Source organism: Xenococcus sp. PCC 7305 (assembly GCF_000332055.1).
GTDB lineage: Bacteria > Cyanobacteriota > Cyanobacteriia > Cyanobacteriales > Xenococcaceae > Xenococcus.
Genome location: NZ_ALVZ01000100.1, coordinates 1 through 18,144 on the forward strand (window position 1 = coordinate 1; position 18,144 = coordinate 18,144).

Here is an 18,144-nt window from a genome sequence, read left to right on the forward strand (position 1 = left end):
TGTAGGGAATTAGGGAAATCTAGCTATTATTATTCCCCAAACCCCTAAAACCCCAAATCCCAAATCGTTAGGTTTTTAAAGTCAATCTTTAAACGAGAAGCATTGGGTAATGGGTAATGGGTTAGGATATGTTTTCTTCTTGCCTTGTTACTCATTTCTAGTTCCTCATTCCTTAACCTTGCTGCCTTATGCTATTTTTTGAATCGCAAGAGTTATACAAAAACTTTCAGGAGAGAGAATGCTCAATCAATCAGAAGCAATTATAGAGGCGATCGCCGCCAGAGAAATCTTGGATTCTCGGGGTCGTCCCACAATAGAAGCAGAAGTCCGTTTTGAAAGTGGTGCTTTTGGCTTGGCGCAAGTCCCCAGCGGTGCATCTACAGGATCATTTGAAGCTCATGAATTACGAGACGATGATTCCCAGCGCTATGGTGGCAAAGGTGTTTTAACCGCTGTTCGCAATGTTGAGGAGAAAATTGCCCCTGAATTGCTTAATATGGATGGGCTAGATCAAGCGACCATCGATCAAGTTATGATCGCAAGAGATGGTTCGCCCAATAAGAAAAACCTCGGTGCCAATGCTATTTTGGCAGTCTCTTTGGCCAATGCCAAAGCCGCAGCCGACGAATTGCAGTTACCCCTTTATCGCTACTTGGGTGGCCCTTTAGCGAATGTTTTGCCTGTTCCGATGATGAATGTCATCAATGGTGGGGAACATGCAGATAACAATATTGATTTTCAAGAATTCATGATTATGCCTGTAGGGGCAGATTCTTTTACCGAAGCTTTACGCTGGGGTGCGGAGGTCTTTGCTTCTTTGAGCAAGGTTCTCAAAGCCAAAGGTTTGCTATCTGGAGTTGGGGATGAAGGTGGTTATGCTCCCAATTTGGGGTCTAACCAAGAAGCTTTAGATCTTCTAATGGATGCGATTAGCAAAGCAGGATATGAGCCAGGATCGCAAGTTGCCTTGGCAATGGATGTTGCTGCCAGTGAATTTTACAAAGATGGTCAGTACCATTACGATGGTGCAGCTCATTCCCCAGCTGAATTTATTGATTATCTTGATCAATTAGTCACCCAATATCCTATTGTTTCGATTGAAGATGCCCTTCACGAAGAAGATTGGGATAACTGGAAAATCTTGACTGACAAATTGGGCTCAAGAGTTCAATTGGTCGGAGACGATCTTTTTGTGACCAACGCTACGCGATTGCAAAAAGGAATTGACCAAGGAGTTGGTAACTCTATTTTGATTAAATTAAATCAAATTGGAACTCTTACAGAAACCTTAGAAACTATCGCTTTGGCCACTCGTAACAGTTATCGTTCTGTTATAAGTCATCGTTCAGGTGAAACAGAAGACACTACGATTGCCGATCTTGCGGTGGCAACCTCCGCAGGACAAATCAAAACTGGTTCTCTTTGTCGTAGTGAACGAGTAGCTAAGTACAATCGTTTATTAAGAATTGAAGAAGAGCTTGGCGATCGCGCTGTCTATGCGGGAACTATTGGTTTAGGACCCAAGTAGAGAGCATGGGGAGATGGGGAAATAGGGAGATGGGGAGACGAGGAGAAAATATTTATTTGCCTTCGCCTTCTGCCTTCTGCCTTCTGCCTTCTGCCCTCATTAAAATTCAACTATCAACAAAATTATGACTAGTCAACTGCAAAAACCTTTAGACGATTCCAATCCTAATGAAAATAATGCTTGTCCAGCTCCTACAATTAAGGTAGAAGACGATCGCACGGGCATGAGTGAGGAAACTCTCAAACGTGCGTTTTTTGATAACTTATTTTATATACAAGGAAAAGATAGCGCCCTCGCAACGCCAAGGGATTACTATTCTGCGCTAGCTTATACAGTGCGCGATCGCCTGTTGCATAGGTTTCTGCAAACAGTGAGAACCTACACAGAACAAAACGTTAAAGTCGTCTCCTATCTATCAGCAGAATTCTTGATGGGTCGTCATCTAGCTAATAATCTTCTTAGCTTGGATATGTACGACAAAATGGGCAAAGTCCTGGCAGAATCTGGGATCGATATTGAAGAGCTCATCGAACAAGAACCCGATCCTGGTTTGGGGAATGGCGGTTTAGGTCGCTTGGCAGCTTGTTTTCTAGATTCTCTCGCTAATTTGGAAATGCCCGCGATCGGCTATGGCATTCGCTATGAATTTGGTATTTTTCGTCAAGTCCTACAAGATGGTTGGCAAGGGGAAGTCCCAGACAACTGGTTAATGTATGGGAATCCTTGGGAAATTCCCCGTCCCGAAAACTCCGTAGAAGTTGGTATTGGGGGGCATACTGAAGGACATCGTGATCAATATGGACATTATCGAGTCTCTTGGATACCCGATCGCAAAGTGAGGGCAGTCCCTTTTGATACTCCTGTTCCAGGATATAAGTCTAATACGGTAAACGCTCTCAGACTTTGGAAAGCTGAAGCTAGTGAAGAATTCAACTTTGATGCTTTTAACGCAGGTAATTATGACCGCGCTGTGGCCGAAAAAATGAGCTCAGAAACTATCTCCAAAGTACTTTACCCCAATGATAATACGCCTCAAGGTAAGGAATTACGGCTGGCACAACAATATTTCTTTGTCGCAGCTTCTTTGCAGGATTTAGTTCGCCGACATCTTCGCCTCCATCCTAGTTTGGACAATTTCCAAGATCTCGCCGCAATTCAACTCAATGATACGCACCCCGCAGTGGCAGTAAGTGAATTGATGCGCTTATTTATTGATGAACATAATCTTGAGTGGAGCAAAGCTTGGGATATTACCCAAAAAACCCTGGCCTATACCAACCATACTTTGTTGCCTGAAGCTCTAGAAAGATGGTCTGTGGCTCTGTTTGGCAAAATGTTGCCTCGACATTTAGAAATTATTTATGAGCTTAATCATCGTTTCCTAGAAGATGTAAGGACTTGGTTCCCCAATGATGACGGATTAGTTGATCAACTCTCAATTGTCGAAGAAGGAGACGAGAAAAAAATTCGGATGGCAAACCTTGCTTGTGTTGGTTCTCATGCCATCAATGGGGTAGCAGCTTTACATACTGAATTACTACAAAAATATACTCTCCAAGCTTTTGCTCGTCTCTGGCCAGAAAAATTCTTTAATAAGACTAATGGTGTCACGCCCCGTCGTTGGATTCGACAAAGTAACCCGAAATTAGCCGCCTTAGTTACGGAAAAAATTGGCGAGGGTTGGATCAAAGATTTATCTCAAATGCGACAGATCGAGAAATATATCGATGATCCTGAATTCTGCAAGCGCTGGAGAGATATTAAACAAGATAATAAGGCTCATTTGGCAGAATACATCAAGAAAACTCGCAATATTGAGGTTGATATTAACTCGATATTTGATGTCCAAGTTAAGCGTATTCATGAGTATAAACGTCAGCATTTAGCGGTACTAAATATCATTGCTATGTACAATAGCATCAAACAAAACCCCAATATTGACATTGTACCTCGTACCTTTATCTTTGGCGGTAAAGCGGCTCCTGGCTATTTTATGGCCAAGTTAATCATTAAATTAACTAACGCTGTAGCTGAAGTGGTCAATAAAGATCCCGATGTTAGAGGCAGAATCAAAGTTGTTTTCTTGCCCAACTTCAGTGTATCTCTCGGGCAAAAAATCTATCCCGCTGCTGATCTTTCCGAACAGATTTCCACCGCAGGAAAAGAAGCTTCTGGTACAGGCAATATGAAGTTTGCCATGAATGGCGCTTTAACTATTGGAACTCTTGATGGAGCCAATATTGAAATCCGTGAAGAGGCTGGGGCAGAAAATTTCTTCCTGTTTGGGTTAACCGCGGAAGAAGTTTATCAGATGAAAGCCGAAGGTTATGAACCGATGAACTACTATCAGAATAACCGTGAGTTGCGCAATGTTCTCAATCGTATTGCTCAAGGGGACTTTAGTTATGGTGATGAAAAATTATTTAAACCCATCGTTGATTCCTTGATGTATCACGATCCCTATATGTTGCTCGCAGATTACCAAGCCTATGCTGAGTGTCAGGCCAGAGTCTCTGAAGCTTATAAGGATCAAGATAAATGGACAAGAATGTCTATTCTTAATTCGGCTCGAATGGGTAAATTTTCCAGCGATCGCACCATTGCCGAATACTGTAAAGAAATCTGGGGTATCAAACCAGTAAAAATCGAGATGGAAGCAGAATGAGAAATAGGTATTAGGTATTAGGTCTTAGGTGTTAGGTACTTGGTGATAAGTTATGTAATTAATTTTTTCTGCCTGGTACCTACCCAAATAATTTGAGGAACGAGGAATTATTTCTTGTTCCTTATTTTTTTAGCGAGCTCCTGGTAACGTGAGTTCGATGAGTACAAAATTTACTAGTTCTGAATAGGGATTTAGGGATTTGGGGATCTAGGGAAAAGCCTATTATTTCGTTGTTCAACTTGGGAAATTTAATCAAAAGGAAAATTCGTCGAACTGACGTCTAGTAAGCCAATTCTTTCTAATTGCTTGGGGGCTTCTAGTTGCTGAAATAAATCTCTAGCTTGCTGGAAAAATATTACACTTTGCTCTGAATTATTAGCTTGTCTTAGAGTAATGGCAAACTGCAAATAGGCTTCTGCTAGATCGCATTTGGCTCCAATATTTTCTAGTAATTTAATTGCTTCTTGATGACCAGTTTGGGCTGATGTGAAATCATAATTTTGACGATAAATAATAGCTAAACCTGTTAATGATTTGGCTCTTACTTGGACATAATCTATTTCTTGAGCAAAGGCGATCGCGCTAGACAGTAGTTTATGCGCCGATTCTGCCCTACCTAAATTAATTAATGTTTGACCGAGAATCTGCATAAAATAGGCAAAACGGCCTGTATTATATTGATTACTTTCATTATTGATAATTGCCTCTACAAAAGACCCAATATTTTGATATATTTCAGGGTCTGGCTCAAGATAGGATTTTACCAACGCTAAACAAATAGTTGCTTTCTCAGCCCATGCATGATGTTTTGTTTCTTGAGCCATGTCAATAACTTGTTGCAAAATATTAGCTGATTTTTCTAACTCCCAAAGGTCTATATGATACAAACCAATACTTAAAAGAGAATCAACTTGCAGCATTTTCCAATAATAAACTTCTTGCTGATTTTCTGTTGCAAAATCTATATTATGTAGCCAGTTAGCTGCTGTCGTAATAGTTTCTTGTTGATAGGTGATCGCCTCATAAATCTTGCCTGTAATCCAAGAAACATCACCCAAAATATTATTTAGTTCGCTGCGATATTTTTGTGAGGCTACTTGATCAATAATATTTTTAATTGCAGTTAGCAAAGGTTGCAATAAACCCAAACGATATAATGTACTACCCAAAGTTAAATATTGTCCCCATTGATTATCCCGACTGTAGAGAATAACTGTGGCAGCGCTATCATAATCTTGGATCGTAAAATAATGATAGTAAGCTTCTAAAGCAGTGAGGCCATCTTGAATATTATTAATTCTGACAATGGTTTTTGTATAATACTGGGCAATATGTTGATGAATTTCTTGCCATTTTTCTGGTTTGGCTGAATTCTCTTGATCTTTAGGTTGTAAACGAGATAAAGCTTCTGCTTTAATAACAGGATGTAACCAATATTGGCCTTGACTAAATTCTATTAGAGAACGATTGCGCAAGGATTCGATAACAGCTCTTTTATTATTATTATTATCAACATCCCATAATAATGCTAATAATCCTAAGCTAGATATTTTAGGTACATCTTGATAACGATAACAACCTAAACGGCAAAGCAATAAATAAGCATCGGCATCTAATTCTTTGATTCTGGCAAATTGATTGTTAACTAAGTTTTTTAAATCAGTTTCTACTAAAGGGCTATTTTTATTCTCTTGCCAATAAGCAGCAATTTCTCCGGCAAAATCTTCTTTAACGACACCTGCAATAATGCCCATTGCCTTAGCATTACCACCATAGGTAAAATGTATTTTCTTAAGATCTGGTAAGCTATCTGGTAATTGATTGAGACGAAAAAAATCTGTCCAGGCAGAGAAACTTAATCCCGATAAACGATAATGTTTTAAATTTAGATCTCCTTCGCAAAGGCGATCTCGACTAGTAATGATAGTTACCGCTTTGAGTTGCTGATCTGCCAACACCCGGAGTAATTCTAGATAGTTGCGATGACTCGCCATAAATTGGCCTTGTTTATCTAAGGCTGGTTCTAAATTATCAATTAATATACCGACTTTATGTTGTTTTAAATATCTTTTTAGTCTAGCAAGGGAAAGACCAAATTCTTTTCCTGGTTCTTCTTTTAGATCTCGCTTGAGCCATTCTTCGACTAAAGCTTCTACTGACATAATATTTTGGGCTTCTTTTGCCATCAGAAATTCTAAGACCAGTTTAAAATTTCCTGTCGCTAAATATTGTTGAGCTAAAGTTGTTTTGCCGACACCACCTTTGCCTTGAATAACAATGATATTGTGACCTCGATTAACTAAGGATTCTAGGTCTGCGATCGCATTATTGCGACCAACGAAGTTAATGTTTAAGTTTTCTTGGGGAGTGGGAATATTTAACTCTAAATGCCGTTGAATAACTGTCCGAAAATTACTTTTATTAACTTTTTCCTGCAAAGCTTCGGAGGTCATATGCCATAACAAAGAGCCGACATCTTTTGCATGACCTTCAGTACAACCATAGCCATCTGCGATCGCTAGATATTTCTGACCTCGCCAAACGCGATCGAGAATATATACTTGCAAATCATTTAGATGTTTGCCTGTTTTGGTGAAAACTATATTATCAACCAATACTAAGGCTTGCTCAATCATAACAATTGAAAATTAAAAATTAATTACTGTTTATTAAGTTTAGATTTGGCTTTTTGCCAGAGAGTTTCCAATTCATCAATAGTGTAATCGCTCAAAGAACCTTCTGCAAAATCTTCCATCATTGCCAATCTTTGAATAAATCGGCTATTAGTTCCTTGTAAACCAGCAAATGGGTCGAGATCGTACCATCGGGCAATATTAATAATAGTAAATAATAAATCTCCCAATTCTGCTTCCTGATGTTCTTTATCTTCTGTGGTTAAAGCTTCTTGAAACTCACCTAATTCTTCACGAAATTTATCCCAAACTCCTTCGGCATTTTCCCATTCAAAACCAGCTTTAGCGGCTTTTTTAGAAATTTTCATGCCTGCCATTAAAGGCGGGAGACTACGGGCATAACGCCGTAACTTATTGCTGAGCAGTTGGGCTTCTGCTAAGCTTTGTCCTTTTTCTTCGGCTTTAATTTTTTCCCAATTTTGATTAACTTCTTCGCTACTGTTTATTTGCACATCACCAAACACATGGGGATGACGACGAATGAGTTTTTTTGTAATCGAAACAGCAACTTCTTCTAGGGTAAAATCTCCTGCCTCTCCCGCAATTTGTGATTGCAATACTACCTGTAAGAGTAAATCTCCCAATTCCTCTGCGATCGCGTTTTGATCGCCAGTTGCGATCGCATCGACTACTTCATAGGCTTCTTCTATGATATAAGGAACCAAAGTTTGCGGAGTTTGTTCGAGATCCCAAGGACAACCGGCTTCTGGATCTCTTAATTGAGCGACTACTGCAATGAGTGTTTGTAGGGAATTCAATATCGAATTATAAGCTGTAGAAGAAGGGTTGCGATAATTCATCGAGATAATCCAGGAGATTTTACTCAATTAATAATACTCGATAAATTGAGAGCTAAATAGATAGAAGTTAAAAGAACAGGGTTTAATTGAAAATATGAGACGGCTTATATTTTCCTTAAAGATGGTGAGATCCAAAAACTAAAACTAATTGCTTCGAGACTTGGCTCTCCAGGCCAAAGCGATCGTGATTTACGTGAGTCTAATGGAGTTGACAACAAACTCTTAATTATTTAGTGAAGATTGGAAATCAAGAAATTATCAAGAAAAATAAGTTAGGAGTTAGAGCTGCTAATATAATTGAATTTGCATCATATAATCAATAGCCCTAATGTCCAGCCAGCCAGAAACAAATATTGTTGAAATCCTACAAAAGCGCGCCGCAACTCAAGCTGATGATCTAGCTTATATTTTTCTCAAAGATGGAGAAGGCCAAGAACTAAAACTCACCTATCAAGAATTGGATCTCAAAGCTCAAGCGATCGCCGCTCACCTACAAAAATTAGTTTCTCCTGGCTCTAGAGCCTTACTCGTATATTCCTACAACTCAGGACTAGAGTTCATTACAGCCTTTTTTGGTTGTCTCTATGCAGGAGTTGTTGCAGTTCCTTGCCATCCTCCTCAAAATCGCTTGACCACGGTAGAAGTACAAAGCCGTTTAATATCTGCCGTAGCAGAGGTGATATTAACTGATTCTAGTTTGCTCAATAAATTAAAAGCAAAATTATCTCAAGTCGAAAAATCCGAATTATATTGGTTAAATACCGATAAATTGAGCAATTATGGGGCAGAAAATTGGTTTAAACCGGATTTATGCCAAGATAGCTTAGCCTTCTTGCAATATACGTCGGGTTCTACGGGAGAGCCAAAAGGCGTAATGATTAATCATGGCTGCTTGTTACAAAACCAAGAAATGTTGCGCTTAGCCTTTGGACATACCCAACAAACTATTGGCGTTGGTTGGTTGCCTTTATTTCACGATATGGGATTGATTGGTAATGTGATTCAAGTTGTCTATTTAGGCGCATCTTGTGTGATGATGTCTCCTGTAAGCTTTGTGCAAAAGCCGATTCGCTGGCTACAGGCCATTAGTAAATATAAAGCGACTACCAGTGGTGCGCCGAATTTTGCCTATGATTTGTTATGCGATCGCGTAAAAGATGAGCAGCTAGCTCAATTAGACCTTAGTAGTTGGGAAGTGGCATTTTGTGGCGCAGAACCAGTACAAGCGCAAACCCTAGAAAAGTTTAGCCAAAAATTTGCTGCTGCTGGTTTTCGGAAAGCAGCCTTTTTCCCTTGTTATGGCATGGCAGAAGCGACATTAATGATTACAGGAGGCAATAAAGCCAAGTTTCCCTCCGTCAAACATCTCGATAAAATAGCTTTAGAGCAAAGTAAAGTTGTAGCTGCCCCAGGCAATCAAAAAGGAGTCACGACAATTGTGAGTGCTGGTTATCCCTGGTTGGATGGCAAAATCGCGATCGTCGATCCCCAATCTTTAACTCAATGTGCATCTTATCAAATAGGGGAAATCTGGTTTTCTAGTTCCACTGTTGGCCAAGGATATTGGCAACTACCACAAGCAACGGAGAAAACTTTTCAGGCTAGTTTGAATCATCAAGATAAACGAAGGCAGAAAAATGAAGGCAGAGGGCAAGATTTAAACCTTCTGCCGTCTGCCATCTGCCATCGGCCTTCAAGGGCGAAGCCCGATAAGTTTTTGCGAACTGGGGATTTGGGTTTTATCGATAATGGAGAATTATATATTACGGGTCGCCTAAACGATGTGCTAGTTTTTTGGGGCTTAAACCATTATCCTCAACATATCGAACAAACTGTTGCCCAATGCCATCCTGGATTAAAAGCTAATTGTGGTGCAGCTTTTACCGTTAAGATTGCGGGGAAAGAGCAATTAGTCATTGCCCAAGAAATAGAGCGAAGTTATCGCCAATCTTTAGTGGTGGATGATGTTGTCGAAGCTATCCGTTGGGCAATTTTTCAAGAGCATTTTATCGATATTTATGGAATTGTTTTACTCAAACCAGGTCGTCTGCCAAAAACTTCTAGTGGCAAAGTTCAGCGTAATACTTGTCGGGGGAAGTTTCTTGATCAGAGCTTAGATATTTGGGAGCAATGGTATCTGAGTGATGCCAAATCAAGTGATGTCACTGCGTTATTTGAAAGATATACTAATCCGATGACCTATCTAAAAATTCTCTCTGCGGTTGCTAGAGGCAAAATGCAACGCTTTTTTTATTGGTTTTGGAAAATGTGACTCTAGATGTCTTAGATAAGCTCATCTACTCATTACCTAATATCGAATCCTCGGATCAATATAAGCATTAACAACATCGATCGTGATACTAGCAAACACGACAATAATCCCGAAGAAAACCATGATTCCTTGAACCGTCGGATAATCTCTCAGAGAAATTGCTTCATAAAGCCGATTACCTAAACCTGGCCAGGAAAAAGTTACTTCCGTTAGCACCGCACCACCAAGTAACGCGGCAAAAGTCAAACCCAAAACCGTAATCACAGGAATTAAAGCATTTTTAAAAGCATGGGAAACTAAGATTGTTCCCTCAGGAATACCTCTAGCTCTTGCTGCTTCTACATAATCAGCCTTGAGAGTTTGCTTAAGATTCACCCGCACAATTCTCTCAAAAATCCCACTCAATAGAATACCTAGCGTCATACTAGGTAAAGCTAAATAATATAAAGACGTAACAAATAAGCCTAAATCTCCTGCTAACAAACTATCAATCGTGTATAAACCCGTAATAGTATCTGGAGGGGACATACTAACAGGAAAACGAGTACCTAAAGGAAACCAACCAAGCTGTACTGAGAAAATGAGCTGTAAAACCATTCCTACCCAGAATAAAGGCAAAGAATAGCTTATTATGCCAAATAATCGACCGACCGCTTCATAGACCGTTCCTGATTTAGAAGCTGCGATCGCGCCGATAGAAACTCCCACTACTACCGCGACTAACATACTGAAAAAAGCGAGCTCCACCGTGGCCGGAAAATATTCTTTGATCACATCGACCACCGGTAACCCCCGACTGGTTAGAGAACTGCCAAGATCAAATTGCAGTAACCTACCCAAATATGCCAGATATTGAAGTCCTAGCGGTAAATTCAAGCCCAATTGCTGTCTCAACTCTTCCTTCGCTGTTTCTGGGGCGCGAGTGCCGAGAATGGCATCGGCAGGATCTCCAGGGGTGGCACGTAATAACAGAAAAACGATCGTTGCGATCGTTAATAGCATTAGAGGCGCTAGTAGCAATCGCGCTGTGATGTAGTATTGTAGAGCTCTAGAACGAGACATTATTAGGAATTATTGATGTTAGTTGCTTAGGTTATAGCAATACTCATCCCCAAAGACAAAAAAATTATCTAAAGAAAAATGAAAGTCCAGATTTCTGTAGATAATTATGGGTCAAACCATTAGAGGAAACAACTTTTCTAACTAGCCATATAATCGCGGACATAGGAACGTCTTCTTCTAAGTTGAGCTAGAGCTTGATGTTCTAGCTGACGCACTCTTTCCCGACTAAGACTCATTCTCTGGCCAATTTTTGCTAGAGAGAGCTCTTTGCCATCTTCTAAACCAAAGCGAAGAGAGATAACTTCTCGTTGTGGCGGAGTCAAATCTGCCATCAAATTATAGAGATCTTGTCGCAACAGCTCTTGAGTGGCGTATTTGTCTGGAGAAATACCGTCATCTTCGAGCAATTCTGATAATTCAGTATCCTGATTATCGCCAACCCGAACATCTAAGGAAATAGGTTGTCTGGCGATGCTTAGATATTCACGGATTTGAGAAGTCTCTAGCTCTAGTTCCGCGGCTATTTCCCTAGGATTAGGATTTCTACCCAACTTTTGAGATAGTTCTCTTTGGGTTTTTTTGATTTTGTTGAGTTTTTCTGTGATGTGGATCGGTAGACGAATTGTTCTGGCCTGTTGAGCGATGGCTCTGGTAATGGCTTGGCGAATCCACCAATAGGCATAGGTAGAAAATTTATAACCTTTCATGGGGTCAAATTTTTCGACTCCTCGCTCTAGACCAAGACTTCCTTCTTGAATTAGATCGAGAAACTCCATATTACGCTTTTGATATTTTTTCGCGATCGCTACTACCAAGCGCAAATTAGCTTCGATCATTTTGCTTTTCGCCCGCTGTCCCAGCTTGAGCAACCTGTTCAATTCTGGCTCGCTTATCTGAGCCGACTCGCTCCACTCCTGCAAGCTGATCTCTCTTTCAAGCTGTTTCTCTAATTCCGACTTTTTGATTAACAGGGCCATCATTGCTTGCACCTGCTTACCATAAACGATTTCTTGCTCATTGGTTAACAAGGGTACCCTACCAATCTCATGCAGGTAGGATCTGACCATATCTGCCGACTGTTTTGTAGTTTTTGTGGTTTTTTCGTTAATTTTGGCTTGGGGCATCTTTACAGTTGTGACTCCTTTAAATGTATAAAAAGTCTGATGCTGAATCTTCCTTTTTTATTTATTTGTTCTTTTAGACGTCAAAGAGGAAGAAAAAGTTCAACCATTTAGTTTATAGATACAAAGAAGAATAAAATATGCAGGTTGGATCATCGCTATAAGTAAATTCTGCACTATAACGCGCCTCGGTTGCTACTTAATCTGATACGAGATTTCCGAACTAAATTACCGTGATTTCGGGGTAGTTTCTCTCTTGTGGCTAAGTAAGTTGAAGGTTCCCCTAAGTGTTACAAGATGAAGCTTTGTTGCCGAATCAACATTTTTCAGTAAGCTCTCGGATGTGAATTCTTAAACACATAACTAATAATTGACATAGAAACTAGTAATTTGCCGATAAGTCAAAACAAAGACAAGCTATTGCTTTTCTTGACTTTAAGCAAAAGTAGGACATAACGTCCCATAAACTTCAGAATCCCATTCTGAATCAATCTCTGATAATTGGCTTGGTTCCAATTTATTTTAGGAACCACAAAAATAAACGCCGTCCCGGATCCATTTAGTTGGCAGACTCATGGATCTCAAGACGACATTGTTTCGCGGAAAAAATTGCTCCTCTGTGTCAGATGCCATTGTATGAGAACCCAACCGCGGATCGTGTTCGAAAACACTTAATAAGTTATTTGATGATTCTTATGGTCAAAGATTCTAACCTAAATGCTACAAAGAAGCAAGTTGACAAGAAAATATTTTCGACAGGCTCAGGAGATCGCGAACCCAATGCTGAATGGGCACAAATTGCCCCAGGCAAAGTGGTTGTGGCGACGGCTGAGCGTGCTTGGCTGTACCATCCTAAATCTAGAGAAGATTGTTTTTCTCAAACTATGGAATGTGCAGGTAATATTGCAACAACGCGAAGGCTATTAGATACTGCGATCGCAGCTGCCAAATATGCCGCAAATTATGACTTTAGACCCCCCGCCTTAACTGCTACAAGATGGGTTTGGCGATTAGCAAGTGCTTATCATCTCACATCTGCTGTGCCTAAAATTATGAAGACTGCGGCGAAGGGTTTTGCAGCTAATGGCTGTTCTAATTTAGAAGACTGGGCTTTAAACAAAGCTGAAGAAGAAAAAGGCCATGACCAACTGGCTTTGACCGATATTCAATCCTTAGGATATGATGCTGAAGCAGTTACAGCAGTATTTATTCCTCCGGCTGCTGTGGCTTTGATGGACTACTTCTCTCGCAGTGCCCAGGATGATAACCCCATCGATTCGGTGGGATACGCCTACACCATGGAACGTTTATCTTTAGGTATTGGAGAAGATTATATCCAGAAGGTAGAAGCCTTACTGCCTCCTGAGACTAATGCTACTCGATGTCTGCGGGTGCATAGTTGCGTTGGTGCCGATGCAGAACATGTGGACGAAAACGTATCACTAGTAGCAAGTCTTTCTCCTGCCGAGCGAACTCGCATAGCCAGAGCCTGCTACGAAACAGCATTGATATGTTTTAGCTACCCACCGGGAGACTATCTCTCAGATGAGCAGTTACAGCAGATCTTGCACCCACTAAAAATCAATTTTTAACTATCAAGGTGAGAACAAAATTACATACTCACCCCAAAGTCTAATAGTTAAGAAACTAATAGTTTTAGTTTCTGTTAATTATCACTATTGAATAGAACATTAAGGAAAATGAACATGAACATTGCCACAACTAATCAAATTAATCAGGTTAAAAATAGCTTAGAGCTTTTAGAGCAGTTTGGGATCGAGATCGATCTCGAAAGTATTTTAGAGGAAGAACTTGAGCAAGGATTACCTAGCGACATTAGCAATGCTATTTAACTTATTTATCTCGAAAGTTAATAGCTAGTAATCAAACATTTTTAGTTCCCATCAAATTATTGTTCCACATCAAAAAATTAAGGAGAATGAACATGAAAATTGTCATAACTAATCAAATCAAGCATATTGAAAACAGCTTAGAAACTTTAAATCAGTTTGGCATTGAGCTCGATCTCGAAAGTATTTTAGCAGTAGAATTCGAGCAGGGATTACCTAGCGATATTAGCAATGCTATCTAGAGTTTGGGGTCTCTCCCATAACTAAAAATGGAAATCTTCGATCTCCTGCCAGTAGAAAAAAATATGGCGTTGCTGAATCCAGATATGAATTCGTTTCGCGCAAAGGCGCAAAGAAGCAAAGAAGATTAGTCCAAAATTCTTTCATGTTTTAAATCAGCAACGCCAAAAATATTAATCAGGTTGCTATAGCAGATGTATGTTCTCACATCTGCTTTTTTTTGCGGTGAACAATAAACTTAGATTCAGCTATTACTGGCACCTAATGCTTTAAGTGCATTGATATTTGCCTTGGTCAAACCATTAACCCCCTTGATGTTCATAGATTCATAAGGCTTCTCTATTTTTAGAGTCTTAATACAGTCGCCAGTTTTGATATCCCAAAGCTTAATGGTCTCATCTTCACTACTACTTACTAAGGTGCAACGATCCTGACTAAAAGCAATTGAGTTGATCAAAGCATTATGACCATGCAAATTTTTCCAGCATTTTCCATTGCTAGTCTTCCACAACTTGATATTATGCTCTTGATCGTAGCTAGCGATTAGCTGCCCATCGATACTAAAGGCAATTAATTGTGAATGTCCCATCTCATCTCGCAATATTTTTTCACATCTACCAGTTTTGAGATTCCAAATCCTGATGGTTTGATCTGCACTAGTACTCACTAAAATATTTTTATTTGGACTAAAAGCAATTGACCAAACCCAACTTTCATGGCCATTGAGAGTTTTAAGATATTCACCAGTATGAGCGTTCCATAACTTAACTGTTTTATCAAAAGAAGCACTAGCTAGGGTTTGGCCATCAGGATGAAGCGCAATTGACCAGACTTCAGCTTGATGTCCCCGTAAAGTTTTCCAGTTCTGACCATTACTAACATCCCAAAGTCTAATTGTGCGATCTTCACTACCACTTGCTAATGTTTTGCCATCGGCATAGAAAACAACTGAGCGAACTACGGCTTCGTGTCCTCGAAAAGTTGTTATGGTTTTTCCGGTGCTGACGTCCCAAAGTTTTACTGTTTTATCCCCACTACCACTTGCCAAAAGATTATTGTCAGGACTAAAAACTACAGAAAAAACCCAATTATTATGTTCATGGAGGGTTTTGACAACTTCTCCAGTTTTGATATCCCATAACCTCACTCTTTGATCGTGACCACCACTAACTAAAGTTTGGCCATCGGGACTAAAAGTCACCGACAGTGATTGATTGCTATACCCCTGCCAAGTTTTGATGCATTGATAGTTACTAGCATTCCATAGCCTTACAGTCTGATCGTAACTACCACTAACCAGGAGATGACCCTGGGGACTAAACGCAACGGAATTCACCATATTCGAATGACCGTGGAAAACCTTAAGACATTCACCCGTATTGATGTCCCATAACCTCACAGTTTGGTCAATACCACTACTGAGCAAAAGATTACCTTGGGGGCAGAAGGTAACAGCAAATACGACATTAGAATGACCATGAAAAACTTGTAAACATTGGTTAGTCTTAATATCCCACAGTTTAATTGTGCAGTCATTACTGCTACTAGCGAGGGTTTGACCATCGGGACTAATACAGATCGATCGCACTCCATCATCATGGCCCTGAAAAAACCTTGTGCACTTAAGCGTCTCAATATCCCAAAATCTAATTGTGCTGTCTTGACTACCGCTTATTAGCTCTTGACCATCCAAACTAAAAGCTACTGACAGAACCTCATTATTATGTCCCTGAAAAACTTTGAGACATTCTCCTGTACTCGCACTCCAAAGTCTTGCTTTATTATCGTCACAACCACTGGCCAATGTTTCTCCATCAGGACTAAAAACAACCGACCATACTTCCTGTTCATGTTCTTCTAAACTATAAAGACATTGGCCAAAGTTCACATCCCATAACTTTGCGGTGCAATCACAACTTCCGCTAGCTAACATATTCCCATCAGGGCTAAATGCCAGGGAAACGACCCAACTATTATGACCTTTAAAACTGCGGATGATTTGACCATCTACTACTCGTCTTAAAAGAATTTCGCCTTTAGTATCGCCAGTTGCTAAATATTGTCCATCGGGGCTAAATGCTACTGACCAAATTCCGCCAAAGTTTTCGGCGAAAACTGACTTAGACAAATCTGCATTTTGGAAATTAACTCTGTTCAATCGTGCCTGGCGTAAATCTGCTTGCCAAACATACAAGTTGGAGAAATCGTAACCTGTCAAGTCAGTTTCTAACTGGCAAAATAGATTAATAGCATTTCCTGCAACATACCATTTTTCTAATGGTGATTTATCTTGGATTGTCGCCAAAATTTGTCTTAACTGCGCTTCAATTGCTTTTTTACTCCTGAAAATAACTAAAAGCTCATCAATAACAGGTCTAACAATAAGTCGAATTTGATTTTCTTTGATATAGTCTTGAGCCGTGGCTTTCATCAAGGCATGATCCCGAAAAAGTCTAAGCTTTCCGGTTACGAGCTCTTCACAAACATTCTGAATCAAACGACTGATTACATACTCCGTCACTACAGGTTGTTGTGTAAAGCGAGCGGCATTTTTTTCAATTAAGGAGCGTCTTGATAGAGATTCTAAGGATTCTAGTAATTTTATTGGTGATATTGGCAAGACAAAATCTGCGCCTATTTGTTCTAGGGAAATTGGCTCTCTCGCGATCGCCAACCAATACATAATCTCTTGCTCTAGAGCCGATAATCTTTGGAACTGATGTTCTAAAACATCGCGAATATCACCAAAAACCGCCATGTCTTGGCGCAAAAACTCCGCAATATTACCGGCAAATAAATCTTGAATAGTTGTGGCCACGACTTTTAAGGCCAAAGGATTCCCCGAATAGCGATCGCGAAGGGCTTTGACCGCCAACTCCGAACCCACAAGTCCTTTATCTCTAAAAATTTCCTGTCCTGCTTCTTCCTGCAATCCGCCTAATTGCAGAGAACGTACCCCATAGCTTTTTTCCCCTTCCAAGATTGCTACTTCTTTCGGCTTTTCTCTAGTCGTCAGCATCAAGCAGCTAATATGTTTTGTTTCCCCAACCCTGCTGAAAAGTTCGCCATAGTCTTCATATCCCTGTCGATATTTACCAGCTCGATGACCTTCATCCATTAGGGATTCTGCATTATCAAGAAATATTAGACAGTGCAGAGAACGAAGATAATATATTAGTCGCGTTATTCTATCTCCCACCCTTTCGGACAAGCTCACTTCAGTTTCCTTGCCACCTGAGAGAAATTCAATGAGATTCGCCAAAATTTCCGAAACAGGTGGTGCATCGCGGAGAGATCGCCAGATTATGCAATCGAATTGAGACTCAATTTGCTCGGCAAACTTAATCGATAATGTGGTTTTCCCAATACCACCCATTCCTTGAATGGCTATTAAGCGACAGTGATCTCTTAACAGCCAATTTTCCAAAATATTTAACTCTTCGGTTCGCCCAAAAAAATGCTCTACAGCAACAGCTTCTCCCCAATCCTGACGTTTCTTCAATCTAGGATTTGTATAATAATCTTCCGTTAGTTGTAAGTTAAAGGCAAAAAAACACTGTTCCAATGATCGTTTATCAACCCCTTCTTTGCCTACTAATACCTTCTTAATCGTGTTGAGATCTAAATTAGTTAGCTCACTGATTTTCTCATAGGTATATCTCTCACCAAAATTCGCTTGATATTCTAATTCAGCTCTTGCTTCTTTAAGTTTTTTTAACCCTTGAGACGTGAGGATAACCCCACGATTTCGTTTTTGCTTTAGCTTTGCCATTCCCGACCTACCTAATTTTCATCATGTTTTGGTAAAAATTTGGCGAGTATTACTTCTCTAGATAAAAGACTTGAATAAAAAAATATTTTCTATATTTCCTAATGTAGGAATTTCCAAATCTTTTAGTGATACATTCTAAAA

General features: G+C 39.9%; 11 protein-coding genes. 6 read left to right on the forward strand and 5 right to left on the reverse strand.

Translation table 11 applies throughout. The features are described from left to right. Positions 1-238: 238 nt before the first annotated feature. Positions 239-1,528 carry a phosphopyruvate hydratase gene (eno, locus tag XEN7305_RS04200; protein ID WP_006508101.1) on the forward strand — a complete coding sequence of 430 codons (1,290 nt, stop codon included), beginning with the start codon at positions 239-241 and terminating at the stop codon, positions 1,526-1,528. A gap of 124 nt (positions 1,529-1,652) precedes the next feature. Beyond that, entirely contained in the window at positions 1,653-4,193 is a 2,541-nt protein-coding gene (locus tag XEN7305_RS04205; protein ID WP_006508102.1) for a glycogen/starch/alpha-glucan phosphorylase, read from the forward strand. A 248-nt stretch (positions 4,194-4,441) separates the two neighbouring features. Here XEN7305_RS04205 and XEN7305_RS04210 read toward each other — a convergent pair whose 3' ends face one another. Both XEN7305_RS04210 and mazG read right to left on the reverse strand, forming a co-directional pair. Beyond that, the gene (locus XEN7305_RS04210; RefSeq protein ID WP_006508103.1) at positions 4,442-6,829 is read right to left on the reverse strand and encodes an NB-ARC domain-containing protein; all 2,388 of its coding nucleotides are present in this window, start codon (positions 6,827-6,829) and stop codon (positions 4,442-4,444) included. Positions 6,830-6,852: 23 nt separating this feature from the next. After that, a complete protein-coding gene (gene mazG, locus XEN7305_RS04215; protein WP_006508104.1) occupies positions 6,853-7,686 on the reverse strand; it encodes a nucleoside triphosphate pyrophosphohydrolase in 834 nt (277 codons plus the stop codon). 328 nt (positions 7,687-8,014) lie between these two features. Here mazG and XEN7305_RS04220 point away from each other — a divergent pair, with 328 nt between their 5' ends. Further along, complete coding sequence (locus XEN7305_RS04220) at positions 8,015-9,958, forward strand: fatty acyl-AMP ligase (protein ID WP_006508105.1); 1,944 nt, start codon at positions 8,015-8,017, stop codon at positions 9,956-9,958. 36 nt (positions 9,959-9,994) lie between these two features. Here XEN7305_RS04220 and XEN7305_RS04225 read toward each other — a convergent pair whose 3' ends face one another. Together XEN7305_RS04225 and XEN7305_RS04230 are read right to left on the reverse strand one after the other, a co-directional pair. Then, positions 9,995-11,020 carry an ABC transporter permease gene (locus tag XEN7305_RS04225; RefSeq protein WP_006508106.1) on the reverse strand — a complete coding sequence of 342 codons (1,026 nt, stop codon included), beginning with the start codon at positions 11,018-11,020 and terminating at the stop codon, positions 9,995-9,997. 137 nt (positions 11,021-11,157) lie between these two features. Continuing rightward, positions 11,158-12,144: an RNA polymerase sigma factor, RpoD/SigA family gene (locus XEN7305_RS04230; protein ID WP_006508107.1), complete on the reverse strand. Its 987-nt coding sequence runs from the start codon at positions 12,142-12,144 to the stop codon at positions 11,158-11,160. 692 nt (positions 12,145-12,836) lie between these two features. Between XEN7305_RS04230 and XEN7305_RS04235 the strand changes: the two genes are divergently transcribed. The 3 genes from XEN7305_RS04235 to XEN7305_RS29275 all read left to right on the forward strand — a co-directional run bounded on the left by XEN7305_RS04235 (position 12,837) and on the right by XEN7305_RS29275 (position 14,233). Next, positions 12,837-13,733, forward strand: a complete 897-nt coding sequence (locus tag XEN7305_RS04235; protein ID WP_006508108.1) for an iron-containing redox enzyme family protein — start codon at positions 12,837-12,839, stop codon at positions 13,731-13,733. Positions 13,734-13,847: 114 nt separating this feature from the next. After that, positions 13,848-13,994: a hypothetical protein gene (locus XEN7305_RS29270; RefSeq protein ID WP_006508109.1), complete on the forward strand. Its 147-nt coding sequence runs from the start codon at positions 13,848-13,850 to the stop codon at positions 13,992-13,994. A gap of 92 nt (positions 13,995-14,086) precedes the next feature. Continuing rightward, positions 14,087-14,233 (forward strand): hypothetical protein, encoded by a 147-nt coding sequence (locus XEN7305_RS29275; protein ID WP_006508110.1) that lies wholly within the window; start codon positions 14,087-14,089, stop codon positions 14,231-14,233. A 242-nt stretch (positions 14,234-14,475) separates the two neighbouring features. On the opposite strand, the gene XEN7305_RS04240 is transcribed toward XEN7305_RS29275, so the two are convergent. Further along, positions 14,476-18,003 (reverse strand): NB-ARC domain-containing protein, encoded by a 3,528-nt coding sequence (locus tag XEN7305_RS04240; RefSeq protein ID WP_006508111.1) that lies wholly within the window; start codon positions 18,001-18,003, stop codon positions 14,476-14,478. Positions 18,004-18,144 lie beyond the last annotated feature (141 nt).

Excerpts from the sequence above, each read along its gene's own strand:
- eno (WP_006508101.1), top strand. The coding sequence starts at position 239 with ATGCTCAATCAATCAGAAGCAATTATAGAGGCGATCGCCGCCAGAGAA.
- XEN7305_RS04205 (WP_006508102.1), top strand. The coding sequence starts at position 1,653 with ATGACTAGTCAACTGCAAAAACCTTTAGACGATTCCAATCCTAATGAA.
- XEN7305_RS04210 (WP_006508103.1), bottom strand. The coding sequence starts at position 6,829 with ATGATTGAGCAAGCCTTAGTATTGGTTGATAATATAGTTTTCACCAAA.
- mazG (WP_006508104.1), bottom strand. The coding sequence starts at position 7,686 with ATGAATTATCGCAACCCTTCTTCTACAGCTTATAATTCGATATTGAAT.
- XEN7305_RS04220 (WP_006508105.1), top strand. The coding sequence starts at position 8,015 with ATGTCCAGCCAGCCAGAAACAAATATTGTTGAAATCCTACAAAAGCGC.
- XEN7305_RS04225 (WP_006508106.1), bottom strand. The coding sequence starts at position 11,020 with ATGTCTCGTTCTAGAGCTCTACAATACTACATCACAGCGCGATTGCTA.
- XEN7305_RS04230 (WP_006508107.1), bottom strand. The coding sequence starts at position 12,144 with ATGCCCCAAGCCAAAATTAACGAAAAAACCACAAAAACTACAAAACAG.
- XEN7305_RS04235 (WP_006508108.1), top strand. The coding sequence starts at position 12,837 with ATGGTCAAAGATTCTAACCTAAATGCTACAAAGAAGCAAGTTGACAAG.
- XEN7305_RS29270 (WP_006508109.1), top strand. The coding sequence starts at position 13,848 with ATGAACATTGCCACAACTAATCAAATTAATCAGGTTAAAAATAGCTTA.
- XEN7305_RS29275 (WP_006508110.1), top strand. The coding sequence starts at position 14,087 with ATGAAAATTGTCATAACTAATCAAATCAAGCATATTGAAAACAGCTTA.
- XEN7305_RS04240 (WP_006508111.1), bottom strand. The coding sequence starts at position 18,003 with ATGGCAAAGCTAAAGCAAAAACGAAATCGTGGGGTTATCCTCACGTCT.